Here is a 15,513-nt window from a genome sequence, read left to right on the forward strand (position 1 = left end):
TTGTTCACCTTATTCAAACTTGCGCGATCCATTTGCGGTGCGTGTGGATCGACATCAGAACGCCAAACGCTGACAGCAGCGTCACCAACGAAGTTCCGCCATAGCTGATGAAGGGCAGCGGCACCCCCACCACGGGCAACAGGCCGCTGACCATACCGATATTGACGAACACATAGACAAAGAAGGTCATGGTCAGGCTGCCTGCCAGCAACTTGCCGAACAGGGTCTGCGCCTGAGCGGTGATCATCAGCCCGCGGCCGATCAGCAGCAGGTAGACGATCAGCAGCAGGCAGATGCCGACCAGGCCGAACTCCTCGCCAAGCACCGCGATGATGAAGTCGGTGTGGCTTTCCGGCAGGAAGTCCAGGTGCGACTGGGTACCCAGTAGCCAACCCTTGCCGAACACACCACCAGAACCGATGGCAGCCTTCGACTGGATGATGTTCCAGCCGGTACCCAGCGGATCGCTTTCAGGGTCGAGGAATGTCAGTACGCGCTGCTTCTGGTAGTCGTGCATCACGAAGAACCACATCGCCACCGCTACCGGTACCGTCGCTGCAAGTACGCTGAGGATCCAGCGCCAGCGCAGCCCACCCATGAACAGCACGAATGCGCCGGAGGCAAGAATCAGCAACGCCGTGCCCAGGTCAGGCTGACGGACGATAAGAATGAACGGCACGCCAATCAACACCAGGCTTATTGCCACGTGTTTCAGGTGCGGCGGCAACGTGCGCTTGGACAGGTACCAGGCGATGGTCGCCGGCATGATGATCTTGAGGAATTCCGAGGGCTGGAAACGGATCACCCCGGGGATGTTGATCCAGCGCGTGGCACCCATGGCGTTGTGGCCCATGACATCGACCACCACCAGCAGGCACACCCCTACCAGATACGCCAGTGGCACCCAGCGGGCCATGAAGCGCGGCTCAAGCTGGGCGATGACGAACATCGAGACCAGGCCGATACCGAACGAGGTGGCCTGCTTGAGCAGCAGGTCCCAGTTCTTGCCACTGGCCGAATAGAGGACGAACAGGCTGCCGGCAGCGAGGGTCAGCAGGATGATCAGCAAGGGGCCGTCGATGTGGATGCGCTGCAGGAAGCTGGCGCGTCGACGCATCACGTCCTCGCTGGAGAGCATGCGATCGAAATTGTTCTTCACTGGGCCGTTTCCTGGGCGACGGTGGCAGGCGCGAATTCGCTTTTCAGCCGGCCGCTCTCGTCGAGCAGCCAGGCGTCCATGATCTGCCGCACCACGGGCGCGGCAACGCCGGAGCCGGACTCACCGTTCTCGACCATCACCGAGACCACGATCCTGGGATCGTCGGCCGGGGCAAAGGCCACGAACAGGGCGTGGTCGCGGTGGCGCTCCTGGAGTTTGTTGCGGTCGTACTTCTCGCCCTGCTTGATCGCCACCACCTGGGCGGTACCGCTCTTGCCGGCGATGCGGTACTGGGCGCCGGTCGCCGCCTTGCGCGCGGTGCCGCGGGCGTTGTGCATCACCTGCTCCATGCCGTGGGTGACCTTGGCCCAATCGGACTTGTCGCGCAGGACGATGTCTTCCATCGGGTTAGGGTCCACCGGCGGCTGGCCTTCGATGGTCTTGGCCAGGTGTGGACGGTTCCACACGCCCTTGTTGGCGATCAATGCAGTGGCCTGGGCCAATTGCAGCGGCGTGGCCTGCATGTAGCCCTGGCCAATGCCGAGAATCAGCGTTTCACCCGGGAACCAGGCCTGGCGGCGGGTGGCGCGCTTCCATTCGCGCGACGGCATCAGCCCGGGCGATTCCTCGAACATGTCGAGGGCGACCTTCTGGCCGATGCCGAACTTGTTCATGTAGCTGGACAGCCGATCGATACCCATCTTGTGGGCAAGGTCGTAGAAGTAGGTGTCGTTGGAGCGCATGATCGCGGTGTCCAGGTCGACCCAGCCGTCACCGGTGCGGTTCCAGTTACGGTACTTGTGATCGTAGTTGGGCAACTGGTAGTAGCCCGGGTCGAACACCCGGCTGCTGGCGTTGACCACCCCACTGTCGAGGCCGGCAATGGCCACCGCCGGCTTGATGGTCGAACCCGGCGGATACAGGCCGCGCAAAACGCGGTTGAACAGGGGCCGGTCGATCGAGTCGCGCAGTTCGGCGTAGGCCTTGAAGCTGATGCCAGTGACGAACAGGTTGGGGTCGAAGCTCGGCTGGCTGACCATCGCCAGCACCTCGCCGGTACGCGGGTCGAGCGCCACCACTGCGCCGCGCCGGCCACCCAGGGCGGCCTCGGCGGCTTCCTGCAGCTTGATGTCGAGGCTCAGCACGATGTCCTTGCCCGGCTTCGGGTCGGTGCGCTTGAGCACCCGCAGCACGCGGCCCCGGGCGTTGGTCTCGACTTCCTCGTAACCGACCTGGCCGTGCAGCTCGGGCTCGTAGAAGCGCTCGATGCCGGTCTTGCCGATATGGTGGGTGCCGCTGTAGTTGACCGGATCGAGGGTTTTCAGCTCTTTTTCGTTGATCCGCCCGACATAACCGACCGAATGAGCGAAATGCGCGCCCTGAGGGTAATGGCGCACCAGCTGGGCGACGACCTCGACGCCAGGCAGGCGGAACTGGTTGACCGCCACGCGGGCGATCTGCTCTTCGTTGAGTTCGAACAGGATCGGCACCGGCTCGAACGGCCGACGCCCCTGCTTCATGCGCTTTTCGAACAGCGCCCGGTCATCCGCCGTCAGGTCCAACACTTCGACGATGGTATCCAGCACTTCCTGCCAGTTCCCCGCACGTTCACGTGTCATCGACAGGCTGAAACTGGGCCGGTTGTCGGCGACGATCACCCCGTTGCGGTCGAAGATCAACCCGCGCGTCGGCGGAATCGGCTGCACATGCACCCGGTTGTTTTCCGAAAGCGTCGAGTGATAGTCGTACTGGATGATCTGCAGGTAATACAGCCGCGCGACCAACACGCAAATGAGCAGCATGACCGCCACCGCGCCGACAACGACGCGGTTGCGCACCAGGCGGGCGTCTTTCTCATGGTCCTTGAGACGGATCGGCTGCGACATCGGACTGCTTACAGGCTCATTTGTGGTAAGGGTGCCCGGACAATACCGTCCAGGCGCGGTAGATCTGCTCGCCGATGAGTATCCTTACCAACGGGTGCGGCAGGGTCAACGGCGACAGCGACCAGCGCTGCTCGGCGCGTGCGCAGACCTCAGGCGCCAGCCCCTCCGGACCGCCAACCATCAAATTCACCGTGCGCGAGTCCAGGCGCCAGCGGTCCAGCTCGGTGGCCAGCTGCTCGGTACTCCAGGGCTTGCCATGGACCTCGAGGGTGACGATGCGTTCCCCAGGCTGAACCTTGCTCAGCATGGCCTCGCCCTCCTGACGGATCAGGCGGGCGACGTCGGCATTCTTGCCACGGGTGTTCAGCGGGATTTCCACCAGCTCGAGCGACAGCTCCTGGGGCAGGCGCTTGGCATATTCATGCCAGCCTTCCTCGACCCACTTGGGCATACGCGAGCCGACCGCGATCAGACGCAGACGCACGACGCTTCCTTATTCCCGGTCTTTCAGTTTTTCGGTGAAGAAGTCGCTGGCGTTTTCCGGGCTGTGGTGCTTGGCATCGGCGGCACGGCTCTGCTCGGCGCCCATCCACAGGCGCTCCAGGTCGTAGAACTGGCGGGCAGCGGCGGTCATCATGTGCACGATGACGTCGTTCAGGTCCAGCAGTACCCAGTCGCTGTCGCCCTTGCCTTCTTCACCCAGCGGCTGTGCGCCCTTGGCCTTGACCGCTTCACGGACCTTTTCCAGCATCGCGTTGATCTGACGGTTGGAAGTACCGGTGGCAATGATCATGTAGTCAGTCAGGCTGTGCTTTTCGCGCACGTCGATGACCTGGATGTCCTGGGCCTTGACGTCTTCCAGGGCGCTGATGGTCAGCATGACCAGTTCTTCGCCATTGATTTTCTGCTTGCTCATAAAAAACTCTTCAACTCGTTTGGATGAGGCGCCCTGGGGCACCGTCAGTGAGGGGCACGATACAGTTCGTGCGCCTCGATGTAGGCCAGTACGGCGTCCGGCACCAGGAACCTCACCGATTTGCCGCTGGCCAGCAGCTGTCGGATCTGTGTAGCCGACACCGCGAGCGGCGTCTGCCAGACGAACGAAATATTCCCCGCCGGGCCGGACATGGCGGTGGGATCGCTCTCCGAGCGCGCAGCCAGCAGGTTGCGCAACTCGTCAGGGGGTTCAACGTCGGCATCCGGGCGTTGCAGCACCAGGATGTGACAGTGCTGCAACAGTTCTTCCCAGCGGTGCCAGGTGGGCAGGCCGCAAAAGGCATCCCAGCCCAGTACCAGGAACAGCTGGTCGTCGATGCCCAGCTCGGCGCGGATCGACTCCAGCGTGTCGATGGTGTACGACGGTTTGTCGCGCTCCAGCTCGCGGGCATCGACACTCAGGCAATCGACGCCCTGCACCGCTTCACGGACCATGGCCAGGCGATCCTGCGCCGCCACCTGCGGGGTATCGCGGTGTGGCGGTCGGGCATTGGGCAACAGGCGCAGCTCATCGAGCGCCATGAACTCGGCCACTTCCAGCGCGCTGCGCAGGTGGCCGATGTGCACGGGGTCGAAGGTACCGCCAAGAATGCCGATGCGCCGGACTGCCTGGGCCTTGCTCAACTCAGCAGGACTCCTGGCCGCGCAGTTGGCCGTCACCGATCACCACGTACTTCTCGCAGGTCAGGCCTTCCAGGCCGACCGGGCCGCGGGCATGCAGCTTGTCGGTGGAAATGCCGATTTCCGCGCCCAGGCCGTACTCGAAGCCATCGGCGAAGCAGGTCGGGGTATTGAGCATCACCGATGCCGAATCGACCTCGGCCATGAACTGGCGGGCCTGGCCTTGATGTTCGGTAATGATCGAGTCGGTGTGGTGCGAGCCGTACTGGTTGATGTGCTCGATGGCCTGGTCCAGGCCGTCGACGACGCGGATCGACAGGATCGCGTCGAGGTACTCGGTGTGCCAGTCGTCTTCAGTGGCCGGCGTGGCCTCGATCAACCCACGGGTACGCTCGCAGCCACGCAGTTCGACGCCCTTCTCCTGGAAGCGGCGGGCCATTTCCGGCAGGAAGCCTTCGGCCACGCGCTGGTCGACCAGCAGGGTTTCCATCGCACCACAGATGCCGTAGCGGTAGGTCTTGGCGTTGAATGCCACGCGCCAGGCCTTGTCCAGGTCGGCGTGCTCGGCCACATAGACGTGGCAGATACCGTCCAGGTGCTTGATGACCGGCACCCGGGCATCGCGACTGATGCGCTCGATCAGGCCACGGCCACCGCGCGGCACGATGACGTCGACGAACTCGGGCATGCTGATCAGCGCGCCAACGGCTTCGCGATCGGTGGTCTCGACCACCTGCACCACGGCAGCCGGCAAGCCGGCCGCAGCCAGGCCACGCTGGATGCAGGTGGCGATGGCACGGTTGGAGTGGATGGCCTCGGAACCGCCACGAAGGATGGTGGCGTTGCCCGATTTCAGGCACAGGCTGGCGGCATCGATGGTCACGTTCGGGCGCGACTCGTAGATGATCCCGATCACCCCCAGCGGCACGCGCATCTTGCCGACCTGAATGCCCGACGGGCGGTAGCTCATGTCGCGGATGGCGCCGACCGGGTCTGGCAGGCTTGCCACTTGGCGCAGGCCAGTGATCATGCCGTCGATACGCGCCGGTGTCAGCGCCAGGCGGTCAAGCAGCGCCGCTTCCAGGCCATTGGCACGGCCGGCGGCCAGGTCCTGTTCGTTGGCTGCGGCAAGCTCGGCGCGCGCAGCATCCAGCGCATCGGCGGCGGCCTGCAGGGCGCGGTTCTTCTGCGCGGTGCTGGCACGTGCGATGACGCGGGAAGCCTGGCGTGCGGCGCGACCCAGGCGGGTCATGTAGTCAAGAACGGACTCAGTCATCGGTTCGGTGTCTTGGCGAAGGGGAAATCGGCTGATTATAACTGCCGCGCAGGTATACGCCCAGCGGCGGGTGGCGGATGGTCGAAAATGGCTCGGTAGAATCCATAGGAAAGATGTAACCGCGCTTATCGAACTGTCCCGGTTCAGCCTCGATTAAGCTATTCATTGCTATCATCCCCGCCTTTACTGCCACGAACCGCCAGCATGCCAGCCTCAGCCCCCTGCCCTGCACGCGCCCTCCCCGACAGCTTCTTCGACCGCGACGCCCAGACCTTGGCCAAGGCGTTGCTGGGCAAAGTCATCCGTCATCGCCAAGGCGACCTGTGGCTGGCCGCGCGGATCATCGAGACCGAGGCCTACTACCTGACCGACAAAGGCAGCCACGCGTCGCTCGGCTACACCGAAAAACGCAAGGCGCTGTTCCTCGACGGCGGGCACATCTACATGTATTACGCCCGCGGCGGCGACTCGCTCAACTTCAGTGCCCAGGGCCCAGGCAACGCCGTGCTGATCAAGTCCGCCTATCCCTGGGTCGACGCCGTCTCCGATGCCAACAGCCTGGCGCAGATGCAACTGAACAACCCCGACGCCAGCGGCAACCTGCGCCCACCTGAGCGCCTGTGCGCCGGGCAGACCCTGTTGTGCAAGGCCATGGGCCTGAAAGTGCCGCACTGGGACGCACAACGGTTCGACCCCGAGCGCCTGTACGTCGAAGACTGCGGCATCGCCGTGCCAAGGGTGATCCAGACGGCACGGTTGGGCATTCCCCACGGGCGCGACGAGCACCTGCCGTACCGCTTCGTCGATGCCGAATACGCCCGTTTCTGCACCCGGAACCCGCTGCGCCGGGGCCAAGTCGAAGGGCAAGACTTTTTCACCATCAAACAAGGAAGCTGAAACATGGGCCAATGGCTCGACAGCCTGACCGGCTGGCTCAGCGCCAACCCCCAGTGGCTTGGCCTGGCGATTTTTTTGGTGGCGTGCGTTGAGTGCCTGGCCATTGCCGGCATCATCGTGCCGGGCACGGTACTGCTGTTTGCCGTTGCCGTGCTGGCCGGCAGTGGTGCATTCAGCCTGGGTGAAACCCTGCTGCTGGGGTTCCTCGGCGGCCTGCTCGGTGACGCTCTGTCATACACCGTCGGCAAGTACTTCCACCAGAACATCCGCCGCCTGCCGCTGCTGCGCCATCACCCCGAATGGATCGGCAGCGCCGAGGCCTACTTCCAGCGCTACGGCATCGCCAGCCTGCTGGTCGGCCGCTTCATCGGCCCGCTGCGGCCGATGCTGCCAATGGTGGCCGGGATGTTCGATATGCCGCTGCCGCGCTTCATCGCCGTCAGCCTGGTGGCGGGTGCCGGTTGGTCGGTGGCCTATCTGCTGCCCGGCTGGGCCACCGGTGCGGCCATGCGCCTGCCCTTGCCAGAAGGTTTCTGGCTGGATGCCGGCATCATCGCCGGGACCCTGGCGGTACTGATCGGCCTGAGCCTGAACAGCAGCCTGCGCGATCAGCGTCATGGTACCCGGCTGATCGCCGGCCTCAGCTTCATCGCACTGACGGCGGTGTTTCTTGGCTGGCCCTACCTGCAGGCCTTCGATCAGGGCGTGATGACGCTGGTGCAGGAGCACCGTAGCAAAGCCATTGACGGCACCGTGGTGCTGGTGACCCGGTTGGGCGACTTCAAGACCCAGTTTTTCCTGGGAGGTTTGCTGACCGGCTTGCTGCTCCTGGCGCGTCAGTGGCGCCATGCCCTGTTCGCGGGCGGTACGCTGATGGGCACGGCGCTGGCCAATGGCACGCTCAAATGGCTGTTCGCCCGTGCCCGCCCGGAAGTACTGAGCGACCCTTTGACCAGCTACAGCATGCCCAGCGGGCACAGTTCGGCATCGTTCGCATTCTTCCTGACCCTGGCGGTGCTGGCAGGGCGCGGCATGCCGCCGCGCATGCGCCTGACCTGGGTGATGCTGGGCTGCATCCCGGCGCTGGCGATTGCCTTGTCGCGGGTGTACCTGGGTGCCCATTGGCCGACCGACATCATGGCCGGTGCCCTGCTGGCCTGTTGCGTGTGCGCCCTGAGCCTGACCCTGGTGCAGCATCGGCAGCCGCTGACGGCACTGCCGCAAAAAGTCTGGTGGCTGGTGCTGCCGACGTGTATCGCGCTGCTGGCGTTCTTTGCCATGCATGCGCTGCCCCACGCCCTGCTGCGTTACCAATATTGAGATAGCCTGCACCAGCCTCTTCGCGGCTAAAGCCGCTCCCACAGGATCATCACCAGCGTCCAGGCGTGCGCTGTACTTGTGGAGCCGCGCCAGCTTTAAGCTATTGAGCAAGACAGTTGCTTCTACAGGGATCGCACATTACCTGCAGGAGCGACTTTAGCCGCGAAGAGGCCGGTACGGGCCACTGAGCTCAATCAGGCGAACAACTCACCCTGGATGCGCTCCAGCAGCTTCTGGATCTCTTCCAGCCGCTGCGCCGGCGAGTCGATCGCCAGCAAGTCCAGCTTGTCCTCTTCCATGAACGGCAACAGGTAAGCCAGTTGGTTGGCCAGGGCCTGGCGCCCGTCGACGTCCCGCGGCATGTCCAGCGCCTCGACCATCGGATGCTCGCCCAGGGCCACCAACAGCGCCAGCAAGTCATCATCGTGATCGGTGAGCGGGCTGTCCGGCTGCTCCGCCAGCCAATGCACCTCGCCGACCAGCAATTGATCCTTCTGCACTTCGGTCTGGCTCAACTCGAAGCGCCGTACACCTTCCACGCGAATACCCAGCAAGCCGTTGTCCTGCTGGACGAAATCACGAATCATGGCCTCGCAACCGATCGAAGCCACCACCGGCGGCGCCTTGCCGACCTGCTCGCCTTCGACGATGCACACCACGCCAAAGCCAGTGCCCTGCTTCATGCAGCGGCCAATCATGTCCAGGTAGCGCGCCTCGAAGATCTGCAGATCCAGCAGGCAACCGGGAAACAACACGGTATTGAGGGGAAACAGCGGTAGCGTCATCACAACTCCTCAAGCCACCAGGCTGACCGCCAACGGCAGGAACACCGCCGTGGCCACCCCCATCAGGCTCATCGCCAGCGCGGCAAAAGCGCCGCACTCGTCACTTTCCTGCAAGGCCACCGAAGTGCCCACGGCATGAGCCGTCACACCTAGCGACATGCCACGCGCCTCCGGGCTGTGCACACCCAGACGGGTCAGCAGTGCGGGGCCGAAGATTGCCCCGATCACCCCGGTAATCAACACGAACACGGCCGCCAGCGCCGCCACGCCACCAATCTGTTCCGCCACCAGCATGGCGATCGGCGAAGTGACCGATTTCGGCGCCATGGTCATCAGGATCATGTGTTCGGCACCGAACCACCACCCCAGCAGCAAGCAGCAGACCGTGGCGAACAGGCCTCCGATTACCAGCGTAGTAAAAGTCGGCCAGAACAGCTGCCGGATGCGCCGAAGGTTGAGATAGAGCGGCACCGCCAGGGCCACGGTGGCGGGACCGAGGAGGATGTTCATGATTTCGGTGCTTTTGCGGTATTCGCCGTAGCTGATGCCGCAGGTCAGCAGCACGCCGATCACCAGCAGCATCGACACCAATACCGGTTGCAGGAACAGCCAGCGGGTCTTTTCGTAGGCAGCCAGCACTATCTGGTACGCGCCCAACGTGATCCCGATACCGAACAAGGGATGGTGAATGACCGCGTCGAGCGCGCCCTGCCAATCAAAGATCATGGCTACTCCTCGTGCTTGCCGTGTTGGCGGTCGATTAGCTTCTGCATCAGCAGGCCGACGAACACCAGGGTGACCAGGCAGGAAATCAGCAACGCACCGGCAATCGCCCAGAAGTCTGCGGCAATGTCCTTGGCGTAGACCATCACCCCCACCGCCGGTGGCACCAGCAGCAATGGCAGGTAACGTAGCAGGCTACCGGCGGCCTCGCTCAGCGGCTTGCCGACCTCGCCGCGAGCCATGAGGAAAAACAGCAGCAGCAACAGGCCGATGATCGGGCCCGGCAGAATCGGCACACACAAGTGATTGAGCGCCGTACCCAGCAGCTGAAACAGCACCAGCCAGGTCAAACCACGCAACAGCATAAGGATCTCCTTCAGGCACGCCGCGTCATTATAAGCACGCGTTACGTATAAGCCGATATTCGCCGAAATGCGGGCTTCTTGGCTGAAACGGTTCGCCGTGCTGATCTTGCACTTTCGTACCAAATGACAACCTGGAGAGTCGCGATGCCCTATGTACCGGTAAATGAGCTATCGCAGTACGTTGGAAAGGAGCTGGGACGTTCCGACTGGCTGAAGATCGACCAGCAGCGCATCAACCTGTTCGCTGAAGCCACCGGCGATTTCCAGTTCATCCATGTCGACCCGGAAAAGGCGGCGAAAACCCCGTTCGGCACCACCATCGCGCATGGTTTTCTGACCTTGTCGCTGATCCCCATGCTGATGATGGACATCCTGGTACTGCCTGAGGGATTGAAGATGGTGGTCAATTATGGACTCGACAGCGTGCGTTTCATCCAGCCGGTAAAGGTCGACAGCAAGGTTCGACTGAAGGTGGACCTGGGTGAGGTGACCGAGAAGAAGCCGGGGCAGTGGCTGCTCAAGGCGACCGCTACCCTGGAGATCGAAGGCGAAGAGAAGCCGGCCTATATCGCTGAACCCCTCTCGCTCTGCTTTGTCTGAACCGGCCGCTTCGCGGCGGTTCGACGGCTCGGTGAACCCGCTTGCACAGGATCGCCACACGGCCAGGCCTTGTGCCGTACCTGTCGGAGCGGGTTCACCCGCGAACAATCCAACACTGCTTTCGATTGGATCACAGATACCTGCGCCCCGTATTCTGCGGCATACTCGGCAGACCTTTTGCCCGGATTCCGCCATGCGTCCACTGCTCCCCCTCGCACTGACCCTGATGCTCGCAGCCTGTGGCGATGGTGAATCATTGTCCCCGCCTGACGCGCGCCTGCCCGACGGTGGCCGCTACCGTGGGCAGGTGGTCGATGGGTTGCTGCAGGGCGAGGGACGCATCGACTACCCCAACGGCAGCTGGTACGCCGGCAGCTTCAAGGACGGCCAGTGGCACGGCCAGGGCGAGTGGCACGGCAGCAATGGCGAGATCTACCGAGGCCAGTTCGACAAGGGACTGTTCCACGGGCTGGGCGACCTGACCACCCCCGGCAGCCACTATGCCGGCACCTTCAGCCACGGCCGACGTGACGGTGAAGGTACGCTCAAGCAGGCCGACCTGACCTACCGCGGCCAATTCAAGGATGACCAGTACGAAGGCGCAGGCGAACTGGAAATGGCCGACGGCAGCCGCTACCAAGGCCTGTTCGCCAGAGGCAAACCCAATGGCGCCGGCGTGCGCAGCGATGCCAGCGGCAACCAGTTCAGCGGCCGCTTCGTCGATGGCCAGTTGCAGGGCAGCGGCATCTACGACAGTGTCGATGGCGAGCAATACATCGGCGAGTTCAAGGACAACCGCCTGGAGGGCCGTGGCCGCTACGAGAACGCCGACGGCGACGTCTGGATAGGCGAGTTCAAGGACGGTTCGCTGACCGGCGAAGGCGAATTGCTCGGCAGCGACGGCAGCCACTACAAAGGCACCTTCGTCGACTGGCACCTGTCTGGCCAAGGCAGTCTGCAGTTGCCGGATGGCAGCAAGTACGTCGGCGGTTTCGACAACGACGCCTACCAGGGCCACGGCAAGCTGACGCTGGCCAGCGGCCAGGTCGAAAGCGGCTTCTGGGTCAATGGTGTGCGCGTACGTGACCAGAAAGGCAAGCTTCTGCCCGACCCGCTGGACCTGGCCCTGCTCAATCAGGGCCGCCTGCTCGATGAAGCGCTGGCGCGGGTACCGCGCTCGGCGCCGCCCGTCCAGCTGTACAGCCTGGTAGTGGCCGGTGATGGTCAGCAGAGCGTGTTCCTGCGTGAAGCCGACTATGTCAGCAATATGCTCAATGTGCGTTTCGGTGCCCGTGGCCAGGTCACCTTGGTCAACCACCGCGACCAGATGACCACCCGCCCCATGGCCACCCGCGAGAACCTCAACCGCGCCGCCCGTACCCTGGCCGAACGCAGCGGCCCGGAAGACCTGATCTTCATCTACCTGACCAGCCACGGCAGCCAGGACCACCAACTGGTGCTCGACCAACCGCGCCTGCAGCTGGCCGACCTGTCCGCCGACGAATTGGCCAGCGCCCTGGCCCCGCTCAAGGACCGCGACAAGATCATTGTCATCTCCGCCTGTTATTCAGGTGGCTATATCCCCCCGCTCAAGGATGACCGCACGCTGATCATGACGGCCGCCCGTGCCGACCGGGTGTCGTTCGGGTGCTCGGAAGAAGCTGACTTCACCTACTTCGGCGATGCCTTGTTCGCCGAGGCCTTGAACCAGACCGATGACCTGAAACAAGCGTTTGAACTGGCGCGCGCCAGTGTTGCCGAACGAGAACGGAGGGAAGGTTTCGAGGCCTCCGAACCCCAGATCTGGGCGCCGACCGCAGTACTGGCACACTGGCAGCAACTGCGTAAGCACCAAGCCGAGGAAGCCTTGCGTAATGCGGCACAGGCCAAGCCGGAGGAACAGGCAAAAACGCCTGCCAGCCGCTAAGCTTGTGTGTAACAAGGGAGAGACATCATGTATTTGACGCCTCAGCATGTCCTGCTTGCCGGTGCCACCGGCCTAACCGGTGAGCACCTGCTCGACCGCCTGCTCAACGAACCCACCATCAGTCGCGTGCTGGCCCCGACCCGTCGGCCATTGGCCGAGCACCCCCATCTGGAAAACCCGGTGGGCGACCCCGCAGTGTTTCTCCCGCAACTGGCCGGCCGGGTCGATATTGCCTATTGCTGCCTGGGCACCACCCTCAAGCAGGCGGGCTCGGAGCAAGCGTTTCGCGCCGTCGATCTGGACATGGTCGTGGCCTTCAGCAAGCGCGCACGGGAAATGGGTGCGCGCCACCTGCTGGTTGTCAGCGCCTTGGGTGCCGACCCCAAGTCGCCGATCTTCTACAACCGCGTCAAAGGCGAAATGGAAGAAGCGCTAAAGGCTCAGGACTGGCCACAACTGACCATCGTGCGGCCATCGTTGCTACTCGGTGAACGGCTGGAACCACGCCTGGGTGAAAAGCTGGCCTCACCGTTCTCGAAGTTGATGCCGGGTAAATATCGCGGGATCGAGGCATGCACACTGGCACGGGCGTTGTGGCGCCTGGCGCTGGAAGAAGAAGATGGAATCCGCGTGATCGAGTCCGACGAGTTACGCAGGCTCGGCAAGTAATAGCCGCTACAGCCCACCCGTAGCCTGAAACCCTATGCCTGCCGCCGTCAGCAATGACAGCGGCAGGAACAGCGTGTCCAGCAGCATGCTGCCAGGCAGGTCCAGGTGAGGATACGCCGGTGCCTCGGCCCCAAAGCGATCCTTGGGGCAGCAGCCACCGTTGATCACGTACATATCCAGCCGGGTCCCGGCATACACCACCGGCGCCCCAGGCTTGTTGGCGTCCAGCGTGCGCACCGTGGCGCAGCCGCCGAGCAGACTGGCCGCCAGCAATCCAGCCAGGCAGCGTTTCAATCATCAGCCCCGAAATGATGCTCGCCCCAGCGCGGCAGCATGTCCTGCGGAATGTTCAGCAGGTTGAGAATGCGCGCCACGACGAAGTCGATCAGGTCATCGATGGTCTGCGGCTGGTGATAGAACCCCGGCGCCGCTGGCAGGATCATTGCCCCCATCTGTGACAGCTTGAGCATGTTCTCCAGGTGAATGGTCGAGAACGGTGCCTCGCGTGGCACCAGGATCAGTTGCCGACGCTCCTTGAGGGTGACGTCGGCGGCTCGCTCGATCAGGTTGTTGCAGGCGCCGGTGGCGATTGCCGACAAGGTACCGGTTGAACACGGCACCACCACCATCGCCGCTGGCGCTCCAGAGCCCGAAGCCACCGGCGACATCCAGTCTTCCTTGCCATAGACACGGATCTGCCCATCGGCAGCACCCGTGTATTCGGTGAGAAACGCCTGCATGGCCTGCGGCTTGGCCGGCAGGAGTACGTCGGTCTCGGTGGCCATCACCAGTTGCGCGGCCTTGGAGATGAGGAAATGCACCTCGCGGTCCTCGCGCACCAGGCAATCGAGCAGGCGCAGGCCATATTGCACGCCGGAGGCGCCAGTCATGGCCAGGGTGATGCGTTCCGGACCGCTCACTGCAGTGCCTCGGCCAGCTTGCCATGCAGGCCGCCAAAGCCGCCATTGCTCATGATCACCACATGAGTACCTGGGCGAGCCTGGCCCTTGACCCGGTCGATGATCGCGTCAAGGCTGTCGGCCACCACGCTGGGCACCTTGCATTGCGCGGCAGTGCCGGCCAGGTCCCAACCCAGGTTGGCGGGCGCGTACCAGATCACCTGGTCGGCGTCATTGACGCTTTCCGGCAGGCCATCTCGATGGGCGCCCAGCTTCATGGAGTTGGAGCGCGGCTCGATGATGGCGATGACCGGCGCTTCACCCACTCGCTTGCGCAGGCCGTCGAGCGTGGTAGCAATGGCAGTCGGATGGTGGGCGAAATCATCGTAGATGGTCACGCCCTGGACTTCAGCCACCTTTTCCATGCGCCGCTTGACGCTCTTGAACGCACTCAGGCCTTCGATACCCATTGCTGGCACCACGCCAACATGACGGGCGGCGGCCAGCGTGGCGAGGGCGTTGGCGACGTTGTGCTGACCGGTCAGGGCCCAGTCCACCACGCCCTGCACCTCACCCTCGAACAGCACCTCGAAACGCGAACCGTCGGCACTGAGCAGGCGAGCCTGCCACTGGCCACCTTCACCGGTGGTCTGCACCGGGGTCCAGCAGCCCATGCCGATCACACGCTCCAGCGCCTGCTCGGTGGTCGGGTGAATGACCAGGCCTTCGCTCGGGATGGTCCGTACCAAGTGGTGGAACTGCCGCTCGATGGACGCCAGGTCAGGGAAGATGTCCGCGTGATCGAACTCAAGGTTGTTGAGGATCGCGGTGCGCGGGTGGTAATGCACAAATTTCGAACGCTTGTCGAAGAAGGCGCTGTCGTATTCGTCGGCCTCGACCACGAAGAACGGTGTGCCGCCCAGGCGCGCCGACACCGAGAAGTTCTGCGGTACGCCGCCGATCAGGAAGCCCGGGCTCATGCCGGCATGCTCCAGCACCCAGGCCAGCATGCTGCTGGTGGTGGTCTTGCCGTGGGTGCCCGCCACGGCCAGCACCCAGCGGCCCTGCAGCACATGGTCAGCCAGCCACTGCGGGCCGGATACATAAGGCAGGCCCTTGTTCAGCACATATTCCACCGCCGGGTTGCCCCGCGACATGGCGTTGCCGATCACTACCAGATCAGGTGCAGGGTCCAGCTGAACCGGGTCGTAGCCCTGGGTCAGCTCGATGCCCTGGGCTTCGAGCTGGGTGCTCATGGGCGGATAGACGTTGGCGTCGGAGCCGGTGACGCGGTGGCCGAGCTCTTTGGCCAGCACGGCCAGCGAACCCATGAAAGTGCCGCAAATACCGAGAATATGAATATGCATGGTCGACCTCGCAAAACTTCGAG

The 15,513-nt window shown here is 63.5% G+C and carries 17 protein-coding genes; 5 read left to right on the top strand and 12 right to left on the bottom strand.

Annotation, left to right across the window (positions count from 1 at the left end; translation table 11 throughout):
• Positions 1 to 13 precede the first annotated feature (13 nt).
• Genes rodA through ACTORR_RS10810 form a run of 6 tightly spaced genes read right to left on the bottom strand, consistent with a single transcriptional unit; the run spans position 14 to position 5,938 of the window.
• Positions 14 to 1,117 carry a rod shape-determining protein RodA gene (rodA, locus tag ACTORR_RS10785; RefSeq protein WP_054886191.1) on the bottom strand — a complete coding sequence of 368 codons (1,104 nt, stop codon included), beginning with the start codon at positions 1,115 to 1,117 and terminating at the stop codon, positions 14 to 16.
• Positions 1,118 to 1,155: 38 nt separating this feature from the next.
• The gene (gene mrdA, locus ACTORR_RS10790; RefSeq protein ID WP_054886163.1) at positions 1,156 to 3,045 is read right to left on the bottom strand and encodes a penicillin-binding protein 2; all 1,890 of its coding nucleotides are present in this window, start codon (positions 3,043 to 3,045) and stop codon (positions 1,156 to 1,158) included.
• A 16-nt stretch (positions 3,046 to 3,061) separates the two neighbouring features.
• Positions 3,062 to 3,529: a 23S rRNA (pseudouridine(1915)-N(3))-methyltransferase RlmH gene (gene rlmH, locus ACTORR_RS10795; RefSeq protein ID WP_008090421.1), complete on the bottom strand. Its 468-nt coding sequence runs from the start codon at positions 3,527 to 3,529 to the stop codon at positions 3,062 to 3,064.
• 9 nt (positions 3,530 to 3,538) lie between these two features.
• The gene (rsfS, locus tag ACTORR_RS10800) at positions 3,539 to 3,961 is read right to left on the bottom strand and encodes a ribosome silencing factor (RefSeq protein ID WP_099814649.1); all 423 of its coding nucleotides are present in this window, start codon (positions 3,959 to 3,961) and stop codon (positions 3,539 to 3,541) included.
• Between the two features lie 44 nt (positions 3,962 to 4,005).
• The gene (nadD, locus tag ACTORR_RS10805) at positions 4,006 to 4,665 is read right to left on the bottom strand and encodes a nicotinate-nucleotide adenylyltransferase (protein WP_099814648.1); all 660 of its coding nucleotides are present in this window, start codon (positions 4,663 to 4,665) and stop codon (positions 4,006 to 4,008) included.
• 1 nt (position 4,666) lies between these two features.
• A complete protein-coding gene (locus ACTORR_RS10810) occupies positions 4,667 to 5,938 on the bottom strand; it encodes a glutamate-5-semialdehyde dehydrogenase (protein WP_054886166.1) in 1,272 nt (423 codons plus the stop codon).
• 204 nt (positions 5,939 to 6,142) lie between these two features.
• On the opposite strand from ACTORR_RS10810, the gene ACTORR_RS10815 reads away from it, so the two are divergent.
• Positions 6,143 to 6,835, top strand: coding sequence for a DNA-3-methyladenine glycosylase (locus ACTORR_RS10815; RefSeq protein ID WP_054886167.1), 693 nt, complete (start codon positions 6,143 to 6,145; stop codon positions 6,833 to 6,835).
• A gap of 3 nt (positions 6,836 to 6,838) precedes the next feature.
• Positions 6,839 to 8,155 (top strand): bifunctional DedA family/phosphatase PAP2 family protein, encoded by a 1,317-nt coding sequence (locus ACTORR_RS10820; protein WP_313364965.1) that lies wholly within the window; start codon positions 6,839 to 6,841, stop codon positions 8,153 to 8,155.
• A 194-nt stretch (positions 8,156 to 8,349) separates the two neighbouring features.
• Here the strand turns inward: ACTORR_RS10820 and ACTORR_RS10825 are convergent, their stop codons facing one another.
• The 3 genes from ACTORR_RS10825 to ACTORR_RS10835 are packed head-to-tail and all read right to left on the bottom strand — an operon-like array spanning position 8,350 to position 10,028.
• Positions 8,350 to 8,940: an LON peptidase substrate-binding domain-containing protein gene (locus ACTORR_RS10825; protein WP_054886169.1), complete on the bottom strand. Its 591-nt coding sequence runs from the start codon at positions 8,938 to 8,940 to the stop codon at positions 8,350 to 8,352.
• A gap of 9 nt (positions 8,941 to 8,949) precedes the next feature.
• On the bottom strand, positions 8,950 to 9,666 hold the full coding sequence (locus ACTORR_RS10830) for an LrgB family protein (protein WP_054886170.1): 717 nt from the start codon (positions 9,664 to 9,666) through the stop codon (positions 8,950 to 8,952).
• Between the two features lie 2 nt (positions 9,667 to 9,668).
• On the bottom strand, positions 9,669 to 10,028 hold the full coding sequence (locus ACTORR_RS10835) for a CidA/LrgA family protein (RefSeq protein WP_054886171.1): 360 nt from the start codon (positions 10,026 to 10,028) through the stop codon (positions 9,669 to 9,671).
• Between the two features lie 144 nt (positions 10,029 to 10,172).
• On the opposite strand from ACTORR_RS10835, the gene ACTORR_RS10840 reads away from it, so the two are divergent.
• The 3 genes from ACTORR_RS10840 to ACTORR_RS10850 all read left to right on the top strand — a co-directional run bounded on the left by ACTORR_RS10840 (position 10,173) and on the right by ACTORR_RS10850 (position 13,224).
• Positions 10,173 to 10,628 carry a MaoC family dehydratase gene (locus ACTORR_RS10840; RefSeq protein WP_054886172.1) on the top strand — a complete coding sequence of 152 codons (456 nt, stop codon included), beginning with the start codon at positions 10,173 to 10,175 and terminating at the stop codon, positions 10,626 to 10,628.
• A gap of 193 nt (positions 10,629 to 10,821) precedes the next feature.
• Positions 10,822 to 12,555, top strand: coding sequence for a C13 family peptidase (locus tag ACTORR_RS10845; protein WP_286935455.1), 1,734 nt, complete (start codon positions 10,822 to 10,824; stop codon positions 12,553 to 12,555).
• A 27-nt stretch (positions 12,556 to 12,582) separates the two neighbouring features.
• Positions 12,583 to 13,224 carry an oxidoreductase gene (locus ACTORR_RS10850; protein ID WP_054886174.1) on the top strand — a complete coding sequence of 214 codons (642 nt, stop codon included), beginning with the start codon at positions 12,583 to 12,585 and terminating at the stop codon, positions 13,222 to 13,224.
• A gap of 6 nt (positions 13,225 to 13,230) precedes the next feature.
• On the opposite strand, the gene ACTORR_RS10855 is transcribed toward ACTORR_RS10850, so the two are convergent.
• The 3 genes from ACTORR_RS10855 to mpl are packed head-to-tail and all read right to left on the bottom strand — an operon-like array spanning position 13,231 to position 15,490.
• Entirely contained in the window at positions 13,231 to 13,518 is a 288-nt protein-coding gene (locus ACTORR_RS10855; protein ID WP_054886175.1) for a YceK/YidQ family lipoprotein, read from the bottom strand.
• A complete protein-coding gene (ubiX, locus tag ACTORR_RS10860; protein WP_054886176.1) occupies positions 13,515 to 14,144 on the bottom strand; it encodes a flavin prenyltransferase UbiX in 630 nt (209 codons plus the stop codon). The genes ACTORR_RS10855 and ubiX overlap by 4 nt, the downstream gene beginning before the upstream one ends.
• Entirely contained in the window at positions 14,141 to 15,490 is a 1,350-nt protein-coding gene (mpl, locus tag ACTORR_RS10865) for a UDP-N-acetylmuramate:L-alanyl-gamma-D-glutamyl-meso-diaminopimelate ligase (RefSeq protein WP_286935452.1), read from the bottom strand. Before mpl ends, ubiX begins: the two co-directional genes overlap by 4 nt.
• Positions 15,491 to 15,513 lie beyond the last annotated feature (23 nt).

The organism is Pseudomonas sp. SAR267 (assembly GCF_052077595.1).
Classification (GTDB): Bacteria; Pseudomonadota; Gammaproteobacteria; order Pseudomonadales; family Pseudomonadaceae; genus Aquipseudomonas; species Aquipseudomonas vlassakiae.